At 73.0% G+C, this 19107-nt stretch carries 18 protein-coding genes, 4 tRNA genes and 1 pseudogene; 13 read left to right on the forward strand and 10 right to left on the reverse strand.

What is annotated here, in order from left to right; all coding sequences use genetic code 11:
* Window positions 1-115: 115 nt before the first annotated feature.
* The 3 genes from purL to purS all read right to left on the reverse strand — a co-directional run bounded on the left by purL (window position 116) and on the right by purS (window position 3415).
* A complete protein-coding gene (purL, locus tag ABFY07_RS36085; RefSeq protein WP_346178549.1) occupies window positions 116-2365 on the reverse strand; it encodes a phosphoribosylformylglycinamidine synthase subunit PurL in 2250 nt (749 codons plus the stop codon).
* 85 nt (window positions 2366-2450) lie between these two features.
* Window positions 2451-3131, reverse strand: a complete 681-nt coding sequence (purQ, locus tag ABFY07_RS36090) for a phosphoribosylformylglycinamidine synthase subunit PurQ (protein WP_346178550.1) — start codon at window positions 3129-3131, stop codon at window positions 2451-2453.
* Window positions 3128-3415 (reverse strand): phosphoribosylformylglycinamidine synthase subunit PurS, encoded by a 288-nt coding sequence (purS, locus tag ABFY07_RS36095; protein ID WP_065962596.1) that lies wholly within the window; start codon window positions 3413-3415, stop codon window positions 3128-3130. Before purS ends, purQ begins: the two co-directional genes overlap by 4 nt.
* A gap of 307 nt (window positions 3416-3722) precedes the next feature.
* Between purS and ABFY07_RS36100 the strand changes: the two genes are divergently transcribed.
* From ABFY07_RS36100 to ABFY07_RS36135, 8 genes are all read left to right on the forward strand, one after another.
* Complete coding sequence (locus ABFY07_RS36100) at window positions 3723-4040, forward strand: histone-like nucleoid-structuring protein Lsr2 (RefSeq protein WP_065962594.1); 318 nt, start codon at window positions 3723-3725, stop codon at window positions 4038-4040.
* Window positions 4041-4139: 99 nt separating this feature from the next.
* Window positions 4140-4211 (forward strand) — tRNA-Gly (locus ABFY07_RS36105).
* Window positions 4212-4291: 80 nt separating this feature from the next.
* Window positions 4292-4363: transfer RNA gene (locus ABFY07_RS36110), tRNA-Gly, on the forward strand.
* A 78-nt stretch (window positions 4364-4441) separates the two neighbouring features.
* Window positions 4442-4517 (forward strand) — tRNA-Gly (locus ABFY07_RS36115).
* A gap of 140 nt (window positions 4518-4657) precedes the next feature.
* Window positions 4658-5680 carry an ABC transporter ATP-binding protein gene (locus tag ABFY07_RS36120; protein ID WP_346178551.1) on the forward strand — a complete coding sequence of 341 codons (1023 nt, stop codon included), beginning with the start codon at window positions 4658-4660 and terminating at the stop codon, window positions 5678-5680.
* Window positions 5677-6564 carry an ABC transporter permease gene (locus tag ABFY07_RS36125; protein ID WP_346178552.1) on the forward strand — a complete coding sequence of 296 codons (888 nt, stop codon included), beginning with the start codon at window positions 5677-5679 and terminating at the stop codon, window positions 6562-6564. Before ABFY07_RS36120 ends, ABFY07_RS36125 begins: the two co-directional genes overlap by 4 nt.
* Before the next feature lie 138 nt (window positions 6565-6702).
* A complete protein-coding gene (locus tag ABFY07_RS36130; protein WP_346178553.1) occupies window positions 6703-8007 on the forward strand; it encodes a sensor histidine kinase in 1305 nt (434 codons plus the stop codon).
* Complete coding sequence (locus ABFY07_RS36135; RefSeq protein ID WP_346178554.1) at window positions 8004-8624, forward strand: response regulator; 621 nt, start codon at window positions 8004-8006, stop codon at window positions 8622-8624. The genes ABFY07_RS36130 and ABFY07_RS36135 overlap by 4 nt, the downstream gene beginning before the upstream one ends.
* 57 nt (window positions 8625-8681) lie before the next feature.
* On the opposite strand, the gene ABFY07_RS36140 is transcribed toward ABFY07_RS36135, so the two are convergent.
* On the reverse strand, window positions 8682-9377 hold the full coding sequence (locus tag ABFY07_RS36140) for an alpha/beta fold hydrolase (RefSeq protein ID WP_346178555.1): 696 nt from the start codon (window positions 9375-9377) through the stop codon (window positions 8682-8684).
* 86 nt (window positions 9378-9463) lie between these two features.
* Between ABFY07_RS36140 and ABFY07_RS36145 the strand changes: the two genes are divergently transcribed.
* Complete coding sequence (locus tag ABFY07_RS36145; RefSeq protein ID WP_346178556.1) at window positions 9464-10090, forward strand: alpha-ketoglutarate-dependent dioxygenase AlkB; 627 nt, start codon at window positions 9464-9466, stop codon at window positions 10088-10090.
* 114 nt (window positions 10091-10204) lie between these two features.
* A tRNA-Gly gene (locus ABFY07_RS36150) sits at window positions 10205-10277 on the forward strand.
* A gap of 116 nt (window positions 10278-10393) precedes the next feature.
* Here the strand turns inward: ABFY07_RS36150 and ABFY07_RS36155 are convergent.
* The 6 genes from ABFY07_RS36155 to ABFY07_RS36180 form a co-directional block, all read right to left on the reverse strand.
* The gene (locus ABFY07_RS36155) at window positions 10394-11314 is read right to left on the reverse strand and encodes a phosphoribosylaminoimidazolesuccinocarboxamide synthase (protein WP_346178557.1); all 921 of its coding nucleotides are present in this window, start codon (window positions 11312-11314) and stop codon (window positions 10394-10396) included.
* 139 nt (window positions 11315-11453) lie between these two features.
* On the reverse strand, window positions 11454-12974 hold the full coding sequence (locus ABFY07_RS36160) for a N,N-dimethylformamidase beta subunit family domain-containing protein (RefSeq protein ID WP_346178558.1): 1521 nt from the start codon (window positions 12972-12974) through the stop codon (window positions 11454-11456).
* A gap of 182 nt (window positions 12975-13156) precedes the next feature.
* Window positions 13157-15079, reverse strand: a complete 1923-nt coding sequence (locus ABFY07_RS36165; protein ID WP_346178559.1) for a hypothetical protein — start codon at window positions 15077-15079, stop codon at window positions 13157-13159.
* 323 nt (window positions 15080-15402) lie between these two features.
* A complete protein-coding gene (gene purD, locus ABFY07_RS36170) occupies window positions 15403-16683 on the reverse strand; it encodes a phosphoribosylamine--glycine ligase (RefSeq protein WP_346178560.1) in 1281 nt (426 codons plus the stop codon).
* A gap of 86 nt (window positions 16684-16769) precedes the next feature.
* Window positions 16770-17021, reverse strand: a complete 252-nt coding sequence (locus tag ABFY07_RS36175) for a type II toxin-antitoxin system RelE family toxin (protein WP_346178561.1) — start codon at window positions 17019-17021, stop codon at window positions 16770-16772.
* Window positions 17018-17302 carry a type II toxin-antitoxin system prevent-host-death family antitoxin gene (locus ABFY07_RS36180; protein WP_346178562.1) on the reverse strand — a complete coding sequence of 95 codons (285 nt, stop codon included), beginning with the start codon at window positions 17300-17302 and terminating at the stop codon, window positions 17018-17020. The genes ABFY07_RS36175 and ABFY07_RS36180 overlap by 4 nt, the downstream gene beginning before the upstream one ends.
* A 174-nt stretch (window positions 17303-17476) precedes the next feature.
* On the opposite strand from ABFY07_RS36180, the pseudogene ABFY07_RS36185 reads away from it, so the two are divergent.
* The 3 genes and pseudogenes from ABFY07_RS36185 to ABFY07_RS36195 form a co-directional block, all read left to right on the forward strand.
* Window positions 17477-18067, forward strand: a pseudogene (locus ABFY07_RS36185) (DinB family protein); the annotation flags it as partial.
* A 15-nt stretch (window positions 18068-18082) separates the two neighbouring features.
* On the forward strand, window positions 18083-18553 hold the full coding sequence (locus tag ABFY07_RS36190) for a GNAT family N-acetyltransferase (RefSeq protein WP_346178576.1): 471 nt from the start codon (window positions 18083-18085) through the stop codon (window positions 18551-18553).
* Window positions 18554-18589: 36 nt separating this feature from the next.
* Window positions 18590-18907: a MazG-like family protein gene (locus ABFY07_RS36195; protein WP_346178563.1), complete on the forward strand. Its 318-nt coding sequence runs from the start codon at window positions 18590-18592 to the stop codon at window positions 18905-18907.
* The last annotated feature ends 200 nt before the right edge of the window (window positions 18908-19107 follow it).

Genomic DNA, 19107 nt, shown 5'->3' on the forward strand with positions numbered 1-19107 from the left:
CCAGGACATCGACACCTCGGACGATTCCCGGCCCCGACTCCCGGCACGTGCGACCGCCCCGCTCCCTGTGTGACGGCAGGGAGCGGGGTCACATGTCGCGCTCGTTCGTCGCGGGTCAGGCCAGCAGACCCGGGATCGTCGCCTCGTGCGCCTCCCGGAGCTCCGCCAGCGGGATGGCGAACTGTCCCTGGACGTCGATCGCGTCGCCGTCCACCACGCCGATCCGGACCGCCGGAAGCCCCCGCGCCCCGCACATGTCCTTGAAGCGGAGCTCCTCGCTGCGCGGAACGGCCACCACGGCCCGGCCCGCCGACTCCGACAGCAGGAAGACGAACGGGTCCATCCCGTCCGGCACCACGATCCGGGCGCCCTTGCCGCCGCGCAGACACGACTCGACGACCGCCTGGATCAGGCCACCGTCGGACAGGTCGTGCGCCGCGTCCACCATGCCGTCGCGCGAGGCCGAGATCAGGATCTCGGCCAGCAGCCGCTCCCGCTCCAGATCCACCTTCGGCGGCAGCCCGCCGAGGTGGTCGTGGACGGTCTGCGACCAGGCCGAGCCGCCGAACTCCTCCTCGGTGTCACCGAGCAGGTACAGCAGATGGCCCTCGTCCGCGAAGCCGATCGGGGTGCGGCGCGCCACGTCGTCGATGACGCCGAGGACCGCGACGACCGGCGTCGGGTGGATGGCCACGTCCCCGGTCTGGTTGTAGAGGGAGACATTGCCGCCGGTCACCGGGGTGCCGAGGGTCAGGCAGCCGTCGGCCAGACCACGGGTGGCCTCCGCGAACTGCCACATGACCGCCGGGTCCTCCGGCGAGCCGAAGTTCAGGCAGTCGGAGATCGCCAGCGGCTTGGCCCCGGAGGCGGCCACATTGCGGTACGCCTCGGCGAGCGCGAGCTGCGCCCCGGCGTACGGGTCGAGCTTGGCGTAGCGGCCGTTGCCGTCCGTGGCGACCGCGACGCCGAGGCCGGTCTCCTCGTCGACGCGGACCATGCCGGAGTCCTCGGGCTGAGCGAGGACCGTGTTGCCCTGCACAAAGCGGTCGTACTGGTCGGTGATCCAGGACTTGGACGCCTGGTTCGGGGCGGAGACGACCTTGAGGACCTGCTCGCGCAGCTCGGCGGGGGTCGCCGGGCGGGGCAGCTTGTTCGCGTCGTCGGCCTGGAGCGCGTCCTGCCACTCCGGGCGGGCGTACGGACGCTCGTAGACCGGGCCCTCGTGGGCGACCGTACGCGGCGGGACGTCGACGATCTGCTCGCCGTGCCAGAAGATCTCCAGCCGCTCGCCGTCGGTGACCTCGCCGATGACGGTGGCGATCACGTCCCACTTCTCGCAGATCTCCAGGAAGCGGGCGACCTTGTCGGGCTCGACGATCGCACACATCCTTTCCTGCGACTCGCTCATGAGGATTTCCTCGGGCGACAGGCTCGCGTCGCGCAGCGGCACGGTGTCCAGCTCGACCCGCATGCCGCCGGAGCCGGCCGAGGCCAGCTCGCTGGTGGCGCAGGAGAGCCCGGCGCCGCCGAGGTCCTGGATGCCGGCGACCAGCTTCTCCCTGAAGATCTCCAGGGTGCACTCGATGAGCAGCTTCTCCTGGAAGGGGTCGCCGACCTGGACGGCGGGACGCTTCGTCGGCTTGCTGTCGTCGAAGGTCTCCGAGGCGAGCACGGACACGCCGCCGATCCCGTCGCCGCCGGTGCGGGCACCGTAGAGGATGACCTTGTTGCCGGCGCCGGAGGCCTTGGCGAGGTGGATGTCCTCGTGCTTCATGACGCCCACGCACAACGCGTTGACCAGCGGGTTGCCCTGGTAGCAGGGGTCGAAGACGACCTCGCCGCCGATGTTGGGCAGGCCCAGGCAGTTGCCGTAGCCCCCGATGCCCGCGACCACACCGGGCAGCACCCGCTTGGTGTCGGGGTGGTCGGCGGCGCCGAAGCGCAGCGGATCCATCACGGCGACCGGGCGGGCGCCCATGGCGAGGATGTCGCGGACGATGCCGCCGACGCCGGTGGCCGCGCCCTGGTACGGCTCGATGTAGGAGGGGTGGTTGTGCGACTCGACCTTGAAGGTGACCGCGTAGCCCTGGCCGACGTCGACCACGCCCGCGTTCTCGCCGATGCCGACGAGCAGCGCGTCGTTCTCGGGGGCCTTCTCGCCGAACTGCCGCAGGTGGACCTTGCTCGACTTGTACGAGCAGTGCTCGGACCACATGACGGAGTACATGGCCAGCTCGGCGCCGGTCGGGCGGCGGCCGAGGATGGTGCGGATGCGCTCGTACTCGTCCTGCTTGAGGCCGAGCTCGGCCCAGGGCTGCTGGACGTCCGGGGTCTGTTCGGCGTGCTTGACGGTGTCGAGGGTCACGCTCGGTCGCTCCTTCGCGCGATGTGGGGCTGTGGTCGCGTGCTGGGGCGCTCAGTCGCTCCCTCGGCTGTTCCGGTGTCGAGGGTCATGCGTCGACCAGCTTCTTGAGGATCGAGGTGAAGAATCCGAGCCCGTCGGTGCGGCCGGTGCCGATCAGCGGCTCGACGGCGTGCTCGGGGTGCGGCATGAGGCCGACGACATTGCCCGCCTCGTTGGTGATGCCGGCGATGTCGCGCAGCGAACCGTTCGGATTCACGTCCCGATAGCGGAAGACGACACGGCCCTCGGCTTCGAGTTCGTCCAGGACCCGCTCGTCGGCCACATAGCGGCCGTCGATGTTCTTCAGCGGGATGTTGATCTCCTGGCCCTGCTCGTAGGAGCGGGTCCAGGCGGTCTCCGCGTTTTCCACTCGCAACTTTTGATCACGGCAGATGAAGTGCAGATGGTTGTTCCGCAGCATCGCGCCGGGCAGAAGATGAGTCTCGGTGAGAACCTGGAAGCCATTGCAGATGCCAAGCACGGGCATGCCCGCCTTCGCCTGCTCGATCACCGACTCCATTACCGGGGAGAAGCGGGAGATCGCTCCGGCCCGCAGATAGTCGCCATAGGAGAAGCCCCCGGGCAGCACGACCGCGTCGACCTGCTTGAGGTCCTTGTCGCGGTGCCACAGCGGCACGGCCTCCAGCCCGGCGACCCGCACCGCGCGCTGGGTGTCGCGGTCGTCGAGGGTGCCGGGGAAGGTGATGACTCCGACGCGTACGGTCACGACTCCGCCTTCGCGGCGAGGGCGGCCGAATCGGCCTGGTCGGCCTCGATCCGCACATCGAAGTCCTCGATCACGGTGTTCGCGAGGAAGGTTTCCGCGATCTCTCGGATACGGGCGAGGGCGGCGTCGTCGACCGGGCCCTCCACCTCGAGTTCAAAGCGCTTGCCCTGACGGACGTCGGAGATCCCTTCGAAACCGAGGCGGGGCAGCGCGCGCTGCACCGCCTGGCCCTGGGGGTCGAGGATCTCCGGCTTGAGCATGACGTCGACTACGACGCGTGCCACTGGCACTCCCGGTGGTGTGGTGCTGGTGCGTAAGGCGGTGGCCCAAGCCTACCCCGAGGAAAAGTCTACGCGAGTAGATAAGGTGGCCCTTCCGTCACGTTTAAGCATCGGCGGCGACATCCGCTGGGGAACGTTCCCGGAAAAACGTATGGTCCCGATTGCGGCCTGACACGCGGGCGGAAATAGCAGGGCTTCACAATGCAATGCCCGCCGCTGTACAAATGAAAAAGCATTGTTCACTAACAACAGGACAGCTGCCATCTTTGCACGTCAACGCATCGATGCAGCCCGAAAGGACCGATATCCCGTGGCGCAGCGCGTAGTAGTCACGCTCTCCGACGACATCGACGGGGGTCAGGCGGAGGAGACGGTCTCGTTCGGACTTGACGGCAAGGCGTACGAGATCGACCTCAACGCTGCCAATGCGAAGAAACTCCGCGGTCTTCTCGCCCCGTACGTGGAAGCGGGCCGCAAGCGGTCCCGCTCCGGCAAGGCCTACCGCCGCACCTCCGTCGCCCCCGACCCGGCCGCCGTCCGCGCCTGGGCGCGGTCGCACGGCATGGAGGTCCCGCCGCGCGGCCGGATCCCCAAGAAGGTCTACGAGGCGTTCAACGCGGCGAACTGAACGGGCCGCGCAGCCGAGTTGCACACCACCCCCGATGATCCGCTAGAGTCTGGAACACGCCGAGGGGCGAGGCCGAAAGGCCGAAACCCCGAGGAACACGCGGGTGTAGCTCAGTAGTAGAGCGCCCTCTTTCCAAGAGGGAGGCGCAGTGTGCAATCCCTGTCACCCGCTCTCATCGCCTCGCCGAACCACTCCGGTGGATCGGGTAAGGTGATGGACACGCCGATCGGCGCGAGTCGATCGGAAGCCATGCGGGTGTAGCTCAGTAGTAGAGCGCCCCCTTTCCAAGGGGGAGGCGCAGTGTGCGATCCCTGTCACCCGCTCTCATCCTCTGCAGGACCACTCCGGTGGATCAGGTAGAGTGGTGTTCGCGCCGATTGGTGAAAGCCGGTCGGAGGCATGCGGACGTGGCTCAGTTGGTAGAGCATCACCTTGCCAAGGTGAGGGTCGCGAGTTCGAATCTCGTCGTCCGCTCCATCGCCTGAAGGCGCCGGTCGAACCGACCGGCGCCTTCAGGCTTTTGTGGCGTGTGGGCCCGCGTGCTCGCTGACATTTGTCATCCGGGCTCATGACAGCCCGCACTACCCGGGCCCGGCGGGCGCCGGAAGCCTGGAGACATGGATCTCGGGGACAGCGCGGTGGACGGCCGCGCGATACACGTCACAGAACTGCGGCGCAGATACGGAGGCGGCTCCGGCACCGCCCGGGGCCGGGGCGCCGCCAAGGTCCTGGGCGCCTCGAAGGCCCAGGACCGCGGGTTCGAGGCCGTGCGCGGCGTCTCGTTCTCCGTGGCGCACGGCGAGCTGTTCGCGCTGCTGGGCACGAACGGCGCCGGGAAGACCTCGACCGTCGAGCTGCTGGAGGGGCTGGCCGCCCCGACCGCCGGCCGGGTGCGGGTGCTGGGCCACGACCCGTACCGCGAGCGGGCCGAGGTGCGGCCGCGGATCGGCGTGATGCTCCAGGAGGGCGGCTTCCCCTCCGAATTGACCGCGGCCGAGACCGTCCGGCTGTGGGCGGGCTGCACCAGCGGGGCGCGGCCGGCCGGCGAGGCCCTGGAGCTGGTGGGTCTCGCCCGGCGCCGGGACGTACGGGTCAAGATGCTCTCCGGCGGCGAGCGGCGCCGCCTGGACCTGGCGCTCGCGCTGCTCGGCCGGCCGGAGGTGCTCTTCCTCGACGAGCCGACGACCGGCCTCGACGCGGAGGGGCGGCGCGAGACCTGGGAGCTGGTGCGGGCCCTGCGCGACGAGGGCACGACCGTCGTGCTCACCACGCACTACCTGGAGGAGGCCGAGTCGCTGGCCGACCGGCTCGCGATCATGCACGAGGGGCGGATCGCCGCCGCCGGGCGGGTCGCGGACATCGTGGCCGAGCGCCCCTCGCGGCTCTCCTTCACCCTCCCCGCCCCCTTCTCCGCCACCGACCTGCCCTCGCTCGCCCGCCTCGGCGCCACCGAGCGCGAGACGGACGGGCGGACGGTACGGCTGCGCACCCGGGACCTGCAGCGCACGGCGACCGAGGTGCTGGTGTGGGCGCGGGACAAGGGGCTCGAACTGGGCGCGCTCGACGCCCGGTCGGCGTCCCTGGAGGAAGCGTTCCTGCACATCGCCCAGGGCCTGGAGAAGACGGGGGACCCCCGATGACCGACACGACCACGACGCCCGGCACGCCCCACACGCCCGGCGCTCCCCACACGCCCGGCACGCCCCACACGCCCGGCACGCGCCGCACGTCCGCGAGGCCCACCACGACCGCCGCGCCCCGCACGACCGCGCGCGCCCGCGTCGTCTCACTCGGCCGGGCCGAACTCACCCTGCTGGTACGGAACAAGGCGGCGCTCACCTACGCCCTGCTGCTGCCCGGCTCGCTCACCCTCAGCATGACCACCTTCACCAGCGACATCGACCTCGACAAGGCCGGTCTGTCCCTGGCCACGCTGGTGCTCCCCGGCTCGCTCGGCCTCGCGCTGATCCTGGCCGTGTACATGAACCTCGTGGGCGTCTATGTCATCCGGCGCGAGGAGCTGGTCCTCAAGCGGCTGCGCGCCGGTGAGCTGACCGACCCGGAGATCCTCGCCGGGGCGGCGCTCCCCGCCGTGCTGATGGGGCTGGTGCAGTGCGTGCTGATGGTCGCCGCGGTGGGGCCGTCGCTGGACGCGCCGATGCCGAAGGCGCCGCATCTGGCCGTCCTCGGGGTGGCGGCCGGGCTGGCCCTCATGGTCGCGCTGGCCGCCGCGACCGCGGTCTACACCAAGACCGCGGAGTCCGCGCAGCTCACGCCCATGCCGGTGATGCTGGTGTCGATGCTGGCCTCGGGTCTTTTCGTACCGCTCGACGTCATGCCGGACCGGGTGGCGGCGGTGTGCGCGTGGGCGCCGATGACCCCGGTGATCGACCTCCTGCGGGCCGGGTGGACCGGCGGCATGGGCGCGGGCGAGGTGCTGAAGGCCCTGGCCACGGCGGCGGCCTGGACGGCCCTGGCAGGGTGGACCGTACGCCGCCGGTTCCCCTGGGAGCCCCGGCGCTGACGGATCTCGGTTCGCGGTGAGTATGAGACAGCGACACGCCATGGCATCGGCGTGTCGCTGTCTCATACTCACCGCAAGAACACAGGAGATGGGGGACCGGTGATACGCCGATGGCGGCGGCGCAGCCGACAGGTGCGCGTGGAGCTGCTCACGCGGTGGACGCTGTACGCGCTGCCCTGGATCATGCTGGTCGTCATGGCGGGGCCGCTGCCCGGCAGGCTCCGGGACGAGGGCGTGACCGGCGGGCTGGCCTGGGCGCAGCTCGGCCTCTCGGCGCTCCAGAGCGTGCTGGCGATCCCGCTGCTGCGGCGGGGGATCGAGCACCGGCGGCGCGAGCGGGAGGTGCCGTGGGGGCTGTTGGCGCTCGCGACCGTGCCGATGGTGGCGGGGCAGGGGGCGGGGGTGGCGGTCCTGTCCACGGTGGGGGCGCCGGACGGTTCGGCGTTCATGACGGCGGCGACGATGAACACGCTGCCGTTCTCCCTCTCGTGCGCCCTGCTGCTGTCCGTCCGCGCCTTCACCCTGCTGCACGCGGGGATCGGCGCGGCGACGCTCGCGGCGCTGGCCGTCGCCGGGGAGGGCCCCTTCATGGTGGTGGGCTCCGCCTTCGCGGTGCTTCTCATGGCCGCCCTGGCCCTGTTCACGGTGCGCAGCTCGATCTGGATGCTGGTGGTGATGTGGGAGCTGGACGCGAGCCGGGAGGTGCAGGCGCGGCTCGCGGTGGCGGAGGAGCGGCTGCGGTTCGGCCGGGATCTCCACGATGTGATGGGCCGCAACCTGGCGGTGATCGCGCTCAAGAGCGAGCTGGCGGTGCAACTGGCGCGGCGCGGGAGGCCGGAGGCCGCCGAGCAGATGGCGGAGGTGCAGCGGATCGCGCAGGAGTCGCAGCGGGAGGTGCGGGACGTGGTGCGCGGCTACCGGGGGGCGGATCTGCAGGTGGAGCTGGCGGGTGCGCGGTCGGTGCTGCGGGCGGCCCGCGTCGACTGCCGGATCGAATACCCGGGCGGGGACGGGGGCGTGGATGAGGGCGGGGGCGGGGGCTGGGCCGGGGGGCTGCCGGCGGCGGTGCGGTCGGCGCTCGGGTGGGTGGTGCGCGAGGGCACGACCAACGTCCTGCGGCACGCGGAGGCCGCCCGCTGCACGGTGCGGGTCGCGCTGGGCCGGACGGCGGACGGGGGCCGTACGGCGGTGCTTGTTATGGAGAATGACGGGGTGTCGGAGTCCCCCGGCAGGCCCGGTGGCGCCGGCACCGCTGGGAACGGGCTCAAGGGGCTGCGGGAGCGGCTGGCGCCGCTCGGCGGCACGCTGTGGTCGGGCCCCGGGGAGGGTGGGACGTACCGGCTGCGGGCCGAGCTGCCGCTGTCCGCGGACCCGGGGCGCGAGGGGCGGCAAGGACGGGAAGGGCGCGAGGGACGCCAGGGGCGCGAAGGGGGCGGCGTATGAGCGGGACATCCGCGATCCGGGTGCTGCTCGCGGACGACGAGCATCTGATTCGGGGCGCCCTGGCCGCCCTGCTGTCGCTCGAAGAGGACCTGCTGGTCGTCGCGGAGGCCGCGTCCGGGCCCGAGGCGATGGCGATGGCGCGGGCGCACCGGCCCGATGTGGCGGTGCTCGACCTGCAGATGCCGGGGGCGGACGGGGTGTCGGTGGCCGCCTCGCTACGGTCCGAGCTGCCGGACTGCCGCGCCATGATCGTCACCAGCCACGGCCGTCCGGGCCACCTCAAGCGGGCCCTGGAGGCCGGGGTGCGGGGCTTTCTGCCCAAGACCGCGTCGGCCCGGCGGCTGGCCGAGATCATCCGTACGGTGCACGGCGGCAACCGCTACATCGACCCCGACCTGGCGGCCGACGCGATCAGCGCGGGCGACTCCCCGCTCACCGCCCGGGAGGCGGAGCTGCTGGAGCTGGCGGCGGACGGGGCGTCCATCGCGGAGATCGCCCAGCGGGCCGGGCTCTCCCAGGGGACGGTGCGCAACTACCTGTCCTCGGCCGCGTCCAAGATCCCGGCCGAGAACCGGCACGCGGCGGCCCGTATGGCGCGGGAGCGGGGCTGGATCTAGCGGCCTGAAACCAAAGGGCAAGCTGGTGGAGCCGGCGGTTTGATCCGGCGGCCGGCCCTAAGCGGCCGCCTCGGTCAGGATGCGGGCCAGCTCCCGGGGCCGGGAGAACATCGGCCAGTGGCCGGTGTCCAGCTCGACCAGCCGCCAGCGCTCGCTCTTCAGCAGCTCCGCCACGTCGTCGGTCGGCTCGGGCCCGTCGAGCAGGCACTTGACGTACGTCGCCGGAAGCTCGCCGAGCGGGCGCGTGAGCTCGGCGGGCTCGGTCAGGGAGGCGCCCGGGTGCGGTGTCGCGCCGCCGACGAACCGGGCGATCTGCTCGTCGGTGAGGCCCTGGCCGGCGCACTCGGCCGCGGTCAGAGGCGCCCAGAAGCCGCCGTTCCCGGCGAGTGCCGCCTCGAACTCCGCCGCGCCCCGCCACCAGCGCGAGGCGAAGGACTCCCCGTCCGCCGGGACGTTGGAGTCGACGAACACCACCCGCGCCAGCCGGTCGCCGATCCGCTCGGCGGCCTGGCCGGCCGGGATGCCCGAGTAGCTGTGGCCGACGAGGACGACATCGCGCAGATCGAGCCGCTCCACCTCGCCGACGATGTCCGCCACATGCGTCCGCTGCCCGGCCGGCACGCCCCGCTTCTCGGCGAGCCCGGACAGCGTCAGCGCATGGGCGCCGTGCCCGGCCGCCCGTAGCTCCGGCACCACCTCGTCCCACGCCCACGACCCCAGCCATGCGCCCGCCACCAGTACGAATTCAGCCATGCGCGGACCGTAGCCCAGGGCCCGCGCCGGGCGCAGCCGAACCATCAAATCGCACACACATTCGGCAGGCCGGTTATCCTGGACCCATGCCCCCGTACCTCCAGGGCTCGCTCTTCGACCAGACCGACGACATCCGTCTCGGCCCGCTGGACGGTGTCCGCCGGACCGTGCTCGGCGACGGGGCGTGGATCGATCTGCTGCCGGGGTGGCTGAGCGGGGCCGACGCGCTGTTCGCGCGGCTCGCCGAGGAGGTGCCCTGGCGGGCGGAGCGGCGCCACATGTACGACCAGGTCGTGGCCGTGCCGCGGCTGCTCGCCTGCTACGGCGCGGGCGACGCGCTGCCGCACCCCGTCCTGGACGAGGCCCGCGCCGCGCTCTCCGCCCACTACGCCGCCGAACTCGGCGAACCGTTCACCACCGCCGGGCTCTGCTACTACCGGGACGGCCGGGACAGCGTGGCCTGGCACGGCGACCGGCTCGGCCGGGGCGCCCACCAGGACACCATGGTCGCCATCCTGTCCGTCGGCGCGCCGCGCGACCTCGCGCTGCGCCCGCGCGGCGGCGGGCCCGCCGTGCGGCGGCCGCTCGGCCACGGCGATCTGATCGTGATGGGCGGCTCCTGCCAGCGGACCTGGGAGCACGCGATCCCCAAGAGCACCCGGGCCACGGGGGCGCGGATCAGCATCCAGTTCCGGCCCCATGACGTCGGCTGATGGCGGGAAGGGGGGCCCTGGCGGGCCACGAGGTAGTTCCCCCGTCGCGGGTTTGGTTATAGTGGATGCGCGCCGGACGGAATCCGCCCCGATCGGACGGAAGACGCGGCGCATGCGGACGTAGCTCAGTTGGTAGAGCGCAACCTTGCCAAGGTTGAGGTCGCGAGTTCGAGCCTCGTCGTCCGCTCTGTGAGGAAGGCCCTGGCCGTATCGGCCAGGGCCTTTGTCGTGCTGCCGCTGCCCCGCACCGCGGGGCCCCGCGGCCGGGCCCCGGCGCAAGGGGGCCCGGCGGGCGGGAGCGGGTCAGGACCAGCGGGTGCCGGTCAGGCGCTCGTACGCCTCCGCGTACTTGGCCCGCGTCCGCTCCACGATCTCCTCCGGCAGCGGGGGCGGCGGCTGCTCGCCGTGGCGGTCCCAGCCGGAGGCCGGGGAGGTCAGCCAGTCGCGGACGAACTGCTTGTCGAAGGACGGCTGCGCGCGCCCCGGCTGCCACTGGTCGGCGGGCCAGAAGCGGGAGGAGTCGGGGGTCAGCACCTCGTCGGCGAGGATCAGTTCCTCCCCGTCCGAGCCGCCCTCGGCGACGGCGCAGCCGAACTCGAACTTGGTGTCGGCGAGGATGATCCCCCGGTCGCGGGCGATGTCACGGCCCCGGTTGTAGACCGCGAGGGTGGCCTGGCGGAGCTGGGCGGCGGTCTCGGCGCCGACCCGGCGGGCCACCTCCTCGTACGGCACGTTCTCGTCGTGCTCGCCGACCTCGGCCTTGGTGGCCGGGGTGAAGATCGGGGAGGGCAGCTCGGAGCCGTCGACCAGGCCCTCCGGCAGCGCGATCCCGCACACCGTCCGGCTCTCCCGGTACTCGGCCAGGCCCGAGCCGGTCAGATAGCCGCGGGCCACGCACTCCACCGGGAGCATCCGCAGCGAGCGGCACACCAGCGTGCGGCCCGCCCAGTCGGCGGGGGCGCCCTCGGGCACCTCGGTGGACAGGACGTGGTTGGGCACCAGGTCGATGAACTGGTCGAACCACCACAGGGAGAGCTGGGTGAGGATCTTGCCCTTCTCGGGGATCTCGGTCGGCAGCACCCAGTCGAAGGCCGACATCCGGTCGCTGGCGACCATGACCAGGTCGCCCTTCTCGTTCCGGTAGAGGTCGCGCACCTTGCCTGTGTGCAGGTGCACAAGGCCCGGGACCTCCACCGGCTCGGGCTTCTCCACGAATCCGGACACGGTTCCTCCTGGTGGGTTTGTCCAAGACCCCACGATTCTGCCCCACGCCCCGGCCCGCGACCGAGGCGGGGCACACCGGGGGTGGCCTGCGGCTTTCAGCCCCGCGCCGGTCCGGCTCCGGTCCTGCTCGGGGCCGGGCTCAGTCCCGTTTGCAGATGCGGTCCAGAAGGTTGGCCGTGGCCCGCTGCACCCGTACGTCGGTGTGGCCGGGCCGGTCGAGGGCCGGGGTCCAGGCGAAGGTGCCGGAGGCGAAGACCAGGGCGCCGCTGGGGGCGCGGTACAGCGAGGTGTCCTGGTGCCGGGTGACGCCCCCGGCGTCCCGGTACGGGGAGTGGGCGAGCAGGATCCGGCGCAGGTGCTCGGGCAGACAGGTGCGCGGGAAGTAGCGGTCGGCCTCCCCCGCGACCAGGCCGGGCAGCTCGTCGCCCTCGTCCGCGCCCGTCGCCTCCCACAGCCAGTGGCTCGCGTTCCGCACGATCAGCGGGGCCGGCTGGGGCACCGGGCCCGCGTACTGGATGCCCAGGAGCTGCTGCTCGGGCGAGGTCTCCCGCCACTGCGCGGAGCGGCCGGGGCCGCGGCGCTTGTGGCAGGTCAGCAGGCGGTCCGGGCCGGAGGGCGAGTCCACGAGTCCGACCTGCCAGTACATGGTGTTGGCGGAGAGGAAGACCAGCGAGGTGCCGCTGTCGCGGGCCCTCTCGACGCTGCGCCGCAGCGGCGCCGACCAGTACTCGTCGTGGCCGGGGAAGACCAGGCCGCGGTAGCGGGTGGGGTCCACGCGGCCCGCGTGCAGATCGCGGGACTCGGCGTACGCCAGGTCGTAGCCGAGGCGCTCGGCCCAGCGGATGAAGTCGTACGCGTGGCCGATGTGCAGGGGCAGTCCGGCGCCCGCGTACGGCCGGTCGAAGGAGACCGTGACGGCGGCCTGCGACTCGCCGAGCAGCCGGCCGCGCTCGTCCCAGGCGTGGTAGAGGCTGGCGCCGGTCCGGCCGTCCTCGGGGTAGAGGTTGTACGCCTGCCAGGTGATGTCCGGCAGGACGAGCAGGAGATCGGCGGGGTGGGTGTCGCGGACGGTGAAGGGGATGTGGTTGCGGTAGCCGTCGGCGGTGGTCAGGACGGCGACGTACGCGCCGGGGTGCCAGTACGAGGGGATCTGGAGCCGCCACGACAGCCACCAGTGGTGGCAGGAGACGGTGCGGTCGGCGGTGAGCGGGGGCGGCTGGACGATGCCGGCCAGGCGCGGGCTGCTGGTCATCTTGGCGGCGCCGTCGCCGCCGTAGTGGCCGATGCGGTAGACGTCGACGCCGAACTGCTGGGGCGGGTCGACGGTGATCCTGAAGTCGATGGACTCGCCGGGGGCGGCGGCGGAGGCGGAGGCGAAGCCCTTGATCTGGCGGTGGACGTCGTCGGCGGTCCGGATGGACGGGCCCTGGCCGGGGCCCTCGGCGGCCTCCTTGGCTCCCGTGACGCTGGTGGCCGCTGTGGCCGCCGTGGCTCCTGTGGCCGGGTCCTGGTCCACGTACCACGGGACCAGGCGGCCCGTCTCGCCGAAGTAGGTCTGCCCGCCCCGCAGCCACGGCAGGGGGCCCTGGCCGAAGGGGTCCGTCACCGCGTGGGCGAGCGCTCCCGACTCCCAGCGCCGGACCGGTTCCCTGGCGTCCACGACTGGTCCCCTCCCTGCGTCCCCCGGCCTTTCACCACCGCCTCCAGCACATCACATTGCGCACCTGTTCCATCACTGATCGTCGCGACTTTGCCGAACCCAGACCCTTTGCGTCCACACCGGGGTGTCAACCGCGCGGACCGCGATTTACGCCGCCCGCCCCGGGGTCGCCCGACAGGGGGTCACACCAGCCGGACCGGCTTCTCCGCCCGCACGCCCACCTCGCCGAGCCAGGCACGCAGCGGCTCCGCGTCGCCGTCCTCGACCAGGCTCAGCACCGGATACGCCAGGTCCGCCCGCCGCCGCCCGCCGACCAGCAGCGCGGGCCCGTCCAGCCAGTCGAGCCCCGGCGCGGCGCCCGCCGTGTCTATGGCGGCGCAGCACACCATGGCCGTGACGTGGTCGGCCAGCAGCTCACGGCCCGTACGGGGCGGCTGCGGCGGGAAGAGCGGCGCGCAGCCGTCGATCCACAGGTCACCGCCGCCGGACGCCGGCCCCTCCCCCGCGCGGCCGCCGGCCCGGCCCCGGGCGCGGGCCTCCGCCCGGTGGAGGGCCTCCTCGCGGGCCAGCTCCACGCTCAGCAGGACCGCGACCTCCTCTCCGAGCTCCCCCGTGGGGGCCCGGTCGGGGGCGGCGGTGAGCCGCTCCATGACCCGGGCGAGGGTGGGCGCGGCGGGCTCGGATGTCACAGGGCCGGACGCCGCGGGGCCGGACGCCGCGAGGTCGGGCTGCGCGGGGTCGGACGCCGCGGGGTCGGACGCCGCGAGGTCAGGATGCGCGGGGGCGGGCTGCGCGGGCTCAGGGCGCGCGAGGGTGGGCTCGGCGTCGGGGGCGGGCTCGGCGTCGGGGTGGGGCTCGGCGTCGGGGTGGGGCTGCTCGTCGAGGACTCGGTGCAGCCGGGCGGCCTCCAGCCGCCACTTGCGGTCCACGACCTCCTCCGGATACGCGCCCCAGTCGACCGGGGACCAGTCCGGGCCCGGCTCGCTCGGTCCGCCGTGGAACAGCCGGGCGGCCAGCAGGGACGTCGCCTCGTCGATCAGCCCCGGCTCCTCCAGCAGGTCGCAGGCGGGCCGCTCGCTGAGCCGGGAGGCGAACCCCTCGGCCAGCCGGTCGCGGCGGGACAGCTCGGTGAGGGCCGACACCACGCCCGCGTCCAGGCGGGAGGGCCAGCGGCCCATCCGCCAGGCGGGCAGCGCGACCCTCGTCAGCAGCCGGTCCCACCCCGCGTACGCCAGCCCGACCTGCTCCTGGGCAACGATCCGCAGCCCGTAGTCCACGGCCTGGGCGCGCTCGGAGGCGGCGGCGGCCACGGCACGCTCCATCTCGGCGGCGTGGTCCCGGCAGCCGCGCAGCAGCAGCCGGGCGATCCAGCCGAGGAACGCGAGGGCGGGGCGGCGCACCGCCCGCCCGAGCGCCGCGACGGCGGCCCCGGGCGTTCCGCGGCGCGGCGCGGGGCGCTCGGGACCGCCCCGGGCGGCGACGGCCACGGCGGCGTCCAGCCCGCGCACGAAGCGGCGGGCGGCCGCTATGTCGGGGTGCACGGACGGGCCGGTGCCCGCGACCACGGGCGCGAGCAGGGCGCGCAGCTCGCCGACCCGCATCCACCACAGGAACGGCGAGCCGATGACCAGCACGGGGGCGACCGGCGCCCGCCCGCCGCCCGCCCCGGCCGTACGTCTCCTGCCGCCGTGCGCCCGGTGCGTACGGTCCTCGAGCCAGCTGTCGCAGTCCGGGGTGAGCGCTATGGCGGACGGGGCGGGCACCTCCAGGCGCTCGGCCAGGTCGCGGACCAGGCGATACAGGTCCGGGGCCGTCTCCTCGGCGATCGGCACGGTCGGGCTGAGCGCGGGCCTGGCCCGTACGACCACGGCCGCCACGGCGGCCGCCAGCAGCAGGACCACCACGGCCCCGGCGACCACCGCCCAGCGGACGGCGGTCCAGCCCTCGTCGTGCGAGCCACCGATGCGGCCGGTGGCGCCGCCGACCAGCAGCACCACGGCGGCCGCCGCCGGGAGCAGCGCGACCGCGAGCGCGGCGCCACGGATCCGCAGCACCGCGAGGGCGCGGGCACGAGCTGCCTGCGCGCCTTCTTCCGGACCTGCCACGGTTCCATCACCCCCTGCTGCCCAGCCGATGTGTGAACAGCGGACGACGGTGGTGTTGTGCCCTTACTCCCCCCACTGTCGCACCGGCCGCCCGCGCCGCAATGCCGGTGGGCCACTTGCCGCACCGCGCCTGAGCGGCACAGTAGTTGGGGCCCGCGCGTGCGTCAGCAGGATGCAGGGAGGGCTCACCCGATGGAATGGCCTTGGCCAGAACCGGGAACTTCTCAAGGAACTCTCTGGGCCCTTACAGGTGCCCCTCGACCGCTCCTCGGCCGTTTCTCGGTCCTTTCTCGGTCCTTTCTCGACCGCTCCTCGACCCGGTCTCAGGCCGAGGTCGCCTCGGGCCCGGCCTCCCGCGCCGCCTTGGCGGCGATGTCCGAGCGGTGGTGGGAGCCGTCCAGGCCGATGCGGGCGACCGCGCGGTACGCCCGCTCCCGGGCCTTGGCGAGATCCGACCCGGTCGCCGTCACCGAGAGCACCCGGCCCCCCGCGCTCACCACGTCACCCGAGGCCGCGTCCCGCTTGGTGCCCGCGTGCAGCACGTACGCCTTGGGCGCGTCCTGCTCGGCCACCTGGTCCAGACCCGTGATCGGGTCGCCCGTACGGGGGGTCCCCGGGTAGTTGTGCGAGGCGATCACGACCGTCACCGCCGCACCGTCGCTCCAGCGCAGCGGCGGCAGCGAGTCCAGCCGCCCGGTCGCGGCGGCCAGCAGCACACCGGCCAGCGGCGTCTTCAGCCGGGCCAGCACCACCTGGGTCTCCGGGTCGCCGAAGCGCGCGTTGAACTCGATCACCCGCACCCCGCGCGAGGTGATCGCCAGCCCCGCGTACAGCAGCCCCGAGAACGGCGTCCCCCGGCGGCGCAGCTCGTCCACGGTCGGCTGCAGCACCGTCGCCAGCACCTCGTCGACCAGCTTGGGGTCCGCCCACGGCAGCGGGGAGTACGCGCCCATGCCGCCCGTGTTCGGACCCTCGTCGCCGTCGTGGGCGCGCTTGAAGTCCTGGGCGGGCTGGAGGGGGACGACCGTCTCACCGTCCGTGACCGCGAACAGCGACACCTCGGGGCCGTCCAGGTACTCCTCGACCACGACGCGCCCGCAGGCCAGCGCGTGCTCGCGGGCTGCCTGGAGGTCGCTGGTCACGACGACGCCCTTGCCGGCCGCCAGCCCGTCGTCCTTGACGACGTACGGCGGGCCGAAGGCGTCCAGCGCCGCGTCGATCTCGGCCTCGTCGGTGCAGACGTAGGCCCGGGCGGTGGGCACGCCCGCCGCCGCCATCACGTCCTTCGCGAAGGCCTTCGACCCCTCCAGCCGGGCGGCCTGCGCCGACGGCCCGAACACCGGGATCCCCCGCGCCCGCACCGCGTCCGCCACCCCCGCCACCAGCGGAGCCTCCGGACCGACCACCACCAGCCCCGCCTCCAGGGAGACGGCCAGCTCGGCGACGGCCGCGCCGTCGAGCGCGTCGACGGGGTGCAGCTCGGCGATCTCCGCGATGCCGGCGTTGCCGGGTGCGCAGTACAGCGCGCTGACGTCGGGGTCGAGGGACAGTGCGCGGCACAGGGCGTGTTCGCGGGCGCCGCTGCCGATGACGAGGACCTTCACGGTATGCAGCCTATTGCCTCGCCGCCCGGCCCCTCCGCGCCGGGGGCCCGGCCGCCCTCGTCCGGCGGCCGGGCGGGCGGGCGTGATCAGGCGCCCGCGTAGCCGATGTGCTCGATGTGGAGCGTGTGAGCGTCCCGGTCAAGGCGGTACAGGATGCGCCAGGGCCCGTGCCGCAGGCGGCGATGCTCAGTGCCCCACGGGCGGGAACCTTCGGGCCGATGGTTCTCAGCCAGCTGGTCGGTGGCTTGCAGGAGGTCGTCAACACTGTGGGGATCGACCTTCAGGTGGCCGGCAGCGGCATCGAGAGCTGCGGGTTCCCACACCACCTGCCAGCTCACTCGCTCCGCCCGGCCGCCTCAAGAAGGGCGCGTCGCGCCTCACTGTGCGGGATCGGGGCCTCGCTGCGGCCAAGGGCACGATCACGCTCGATGCGCGCGAGAGCGAGGGCGTCCTCGAGGTCTTCGAGCTCGGCGGGCGAAATCAGGACAGCCGTAGGAACACCCCGGTCAGTCAAGGTGATGTGCTCGTGTTGAGCGGCTCGACGCGCGAGGTCGCCGAGCCGGCCTCGGGCTTCTGCGATCGGATATGTAGCCGACATGTCACTAGTGTACACCAGCATTACACTTGGATCGCCCGACCGAGGCGGCGCTCGCGGCCGTCTCCGGCCGCTGGACCGCCACGGGCGAGACGCTCCTGCGCCTCACCGGCGGCCCGCGCTCACCCGCCCCGTAGAGCGCGAGGGCGAGCAGGCGTTCGATCACCGTTGTCGGCGCCGGGTGGGAGGATCCGGCGCATGCTGGAATCACTGGAATCAGACGTGAAGGCCAGGCTCCACCACTACCTGCGCCGGGCCCGCGAGGCCCTGCTGTGGAAGCTCGACGGGCTCTCCGAGTACGACATCCGCCGCCCGCTGACGCCGACCGGCACCAATCTGCTGGGGCTGGTCAAACACGCCGCCGGCGTGGAGAAGGTCTACTTCGGCGATGTGTTCGGGCGGTCGTTCGACGAGCCGCTGCCCTGGATGGCGGAGGACGCCGAGCCCAACGCCGACATGTGGGCGACCGCCGAGGAGTCGCGCGAGGACATCGTCGGGCTGTACCACCGCGTGGCGAAGCAGGCCGACGCGACGATCGAGACGCTGCCGCTCGACGCGCCCGGTCGTGTGTCGTGGTGGCCCGAGGAGCACCGCGAGGTGACGCTCCAGCAGATCGTGCTGCATGTGCTCACCGATCTCCACCGCCACGCGGGTCACGCCGACATCGTCAGGGAGCTGATCGACGGGACCGTCGGCATGCGGCCCGGCGGCGAGAACATGGCGCCGGGCGACCAGGCGTGGTGGGAGGGGTACCGGAGCCGGCTGGAGCGGGTGGCGAAGGAGGTCGGCAAGCCCTCGGCGCGGGTGACGCTGCGCGAGGTCCGGGACGAGGACCTGGCCGTCTTCTGGGCTCAGATGAACGAGCCCGAGGGGATCCATATGGCGGCGTTCACCGCCGAGGACCCCTCGGACCGCGCCCGTTTCGACGCCCACTGGGCGAGGAACCGCCGGGACCCGGCGGTCGTCCTGCGCACCGTGGTGGGCGGGCGCGGTGAGGTCGTCGGGCACGCCGCCGTGTTCGGCCCGGCCGAGGAGCGCGAGGTCACGTACTGGATCGGGCGGGAGTACTGGGGCCGGGGGGCGGCCACCGCCGCGCTGCGGGAGCTGCTCCGGGCCGTGCCGGAGCGTCCGCTGTACGCCCGGGCGGCGGCGGACAACGGTGGCTCGATCCGGGTCCTGGAGAAGTGCGGATTCGTGGCGGCCGGCAGGGAGCGCGGATTCGCGAACGCGCGGGGCGAGGAGATCGACGAAGTGCTGCTCACCTTGAGCGACTGACCGCCCCGAGGGCCGCACCGGATAGCGTCGCCGCTCATGGAACAGCAGACCTGGGACACCGTCCGCCGGCTCGTCGCGTGGCTGGACGCGGAGAGCCGCCCCATGTCGCCGGAGGTCGCGCGGCTGCTGCGGGTGCTGAAGATCAGCGAGGAGGCGGGGGAGGTGGCCGAGGCGGTGCACGGCGCCCTGGGCGGCAACCCCCGCAAGGGCGCGAGCCACACGTGGGCGGACGTGGAGCGGGAGCTGTGCGATGTCATCCTGACCGCCATGGTCGCGCTGGCGAGCCTCACCCCGGACGCCCGGAAGGTCTTCGAGGAGCATGTGTCGTGTGTGGCGGACCGGTCGCTGGGGTGAGAACGTCACCGCCCGACCCCGGCACTCTTTCGGGTGAGGGAGCGGACGCTCTTATAGCGGATGACACACCTCGTACGGGCGGTTATCTTGCCATCTCGGCCGCGTGGCCAGCCGTTTGGCGGTAGGTAAGGTGGTTCCGCATCGGCCGCGCGCCAAGAGAGGTGCAGCGACTACATGAAGCCCCAGAGGGAGTGGCACGG

It is taken from the genome of Streptomyces sparsogenes subsp. cuspidosporus, from assembly GCF_039532705.1.
Taxonomy (GTDB): Bacteria; Actinomycetota; Actinomycetes; order Streptomycetales; family Streptomycetaceae; genus Streptomyces; species Streptomyces sparsogenes.

Excerpts from the sequence above, each read along its gene's own strand:
- ABFY07_RS36125 (WP_346178552.1), top strand. The coding sequence starts at position 5,677 with ATGACCGACACGACCACGACGCCCGGCACGCCCCACACGCCCGGCGCT.
- ABFY07_RS36120 (WP_346178551.1), top strand. The coding sequence starts at position 4,658 with ATGGATCTCGGGGACAGCGCGGTGGACGGCCGCGCGATACACGTCACA.
- ABFY07_RS36135 (WP_346178554.1), top strand. The coding sequence starts at position 8,004 with ATGAGCGGGACATCCGCGATCCGGGTGCTGCTCGCGGACGACGAGCAT.
- ABFY07_RS36195 (WP_346178563.1), top strand. The coding sequence starts at position 18,590 with ATGGAACAGCAGACCTGGGACACCGTCCGCCGGCTCGTCGCGTGGCTG.
- ABFY07_RS36145 (WP_346178556.1), top strand. The coding sequence starts at position 9,464 with ATGCCCCCGTACCTCCAGGGCTCGCTCTTCGACCAGACCGACGACATC.
- ABFY07_RS36180 (WP_346178562.1), bottom strand. The coding sequence starts at position 17,302 with ATGCTGGTGTACACTAGTGACATGTCGGCTACATATCCGATCGCAGAA.
- ABFY07_RS36140 (WP_346178555.1), bottom strand. The coding sequence starts at position 9,377 with ATGGCTGAATTCGTACTGGTGGCGGGCGCATGGCTGGGGTCGTGGGCG.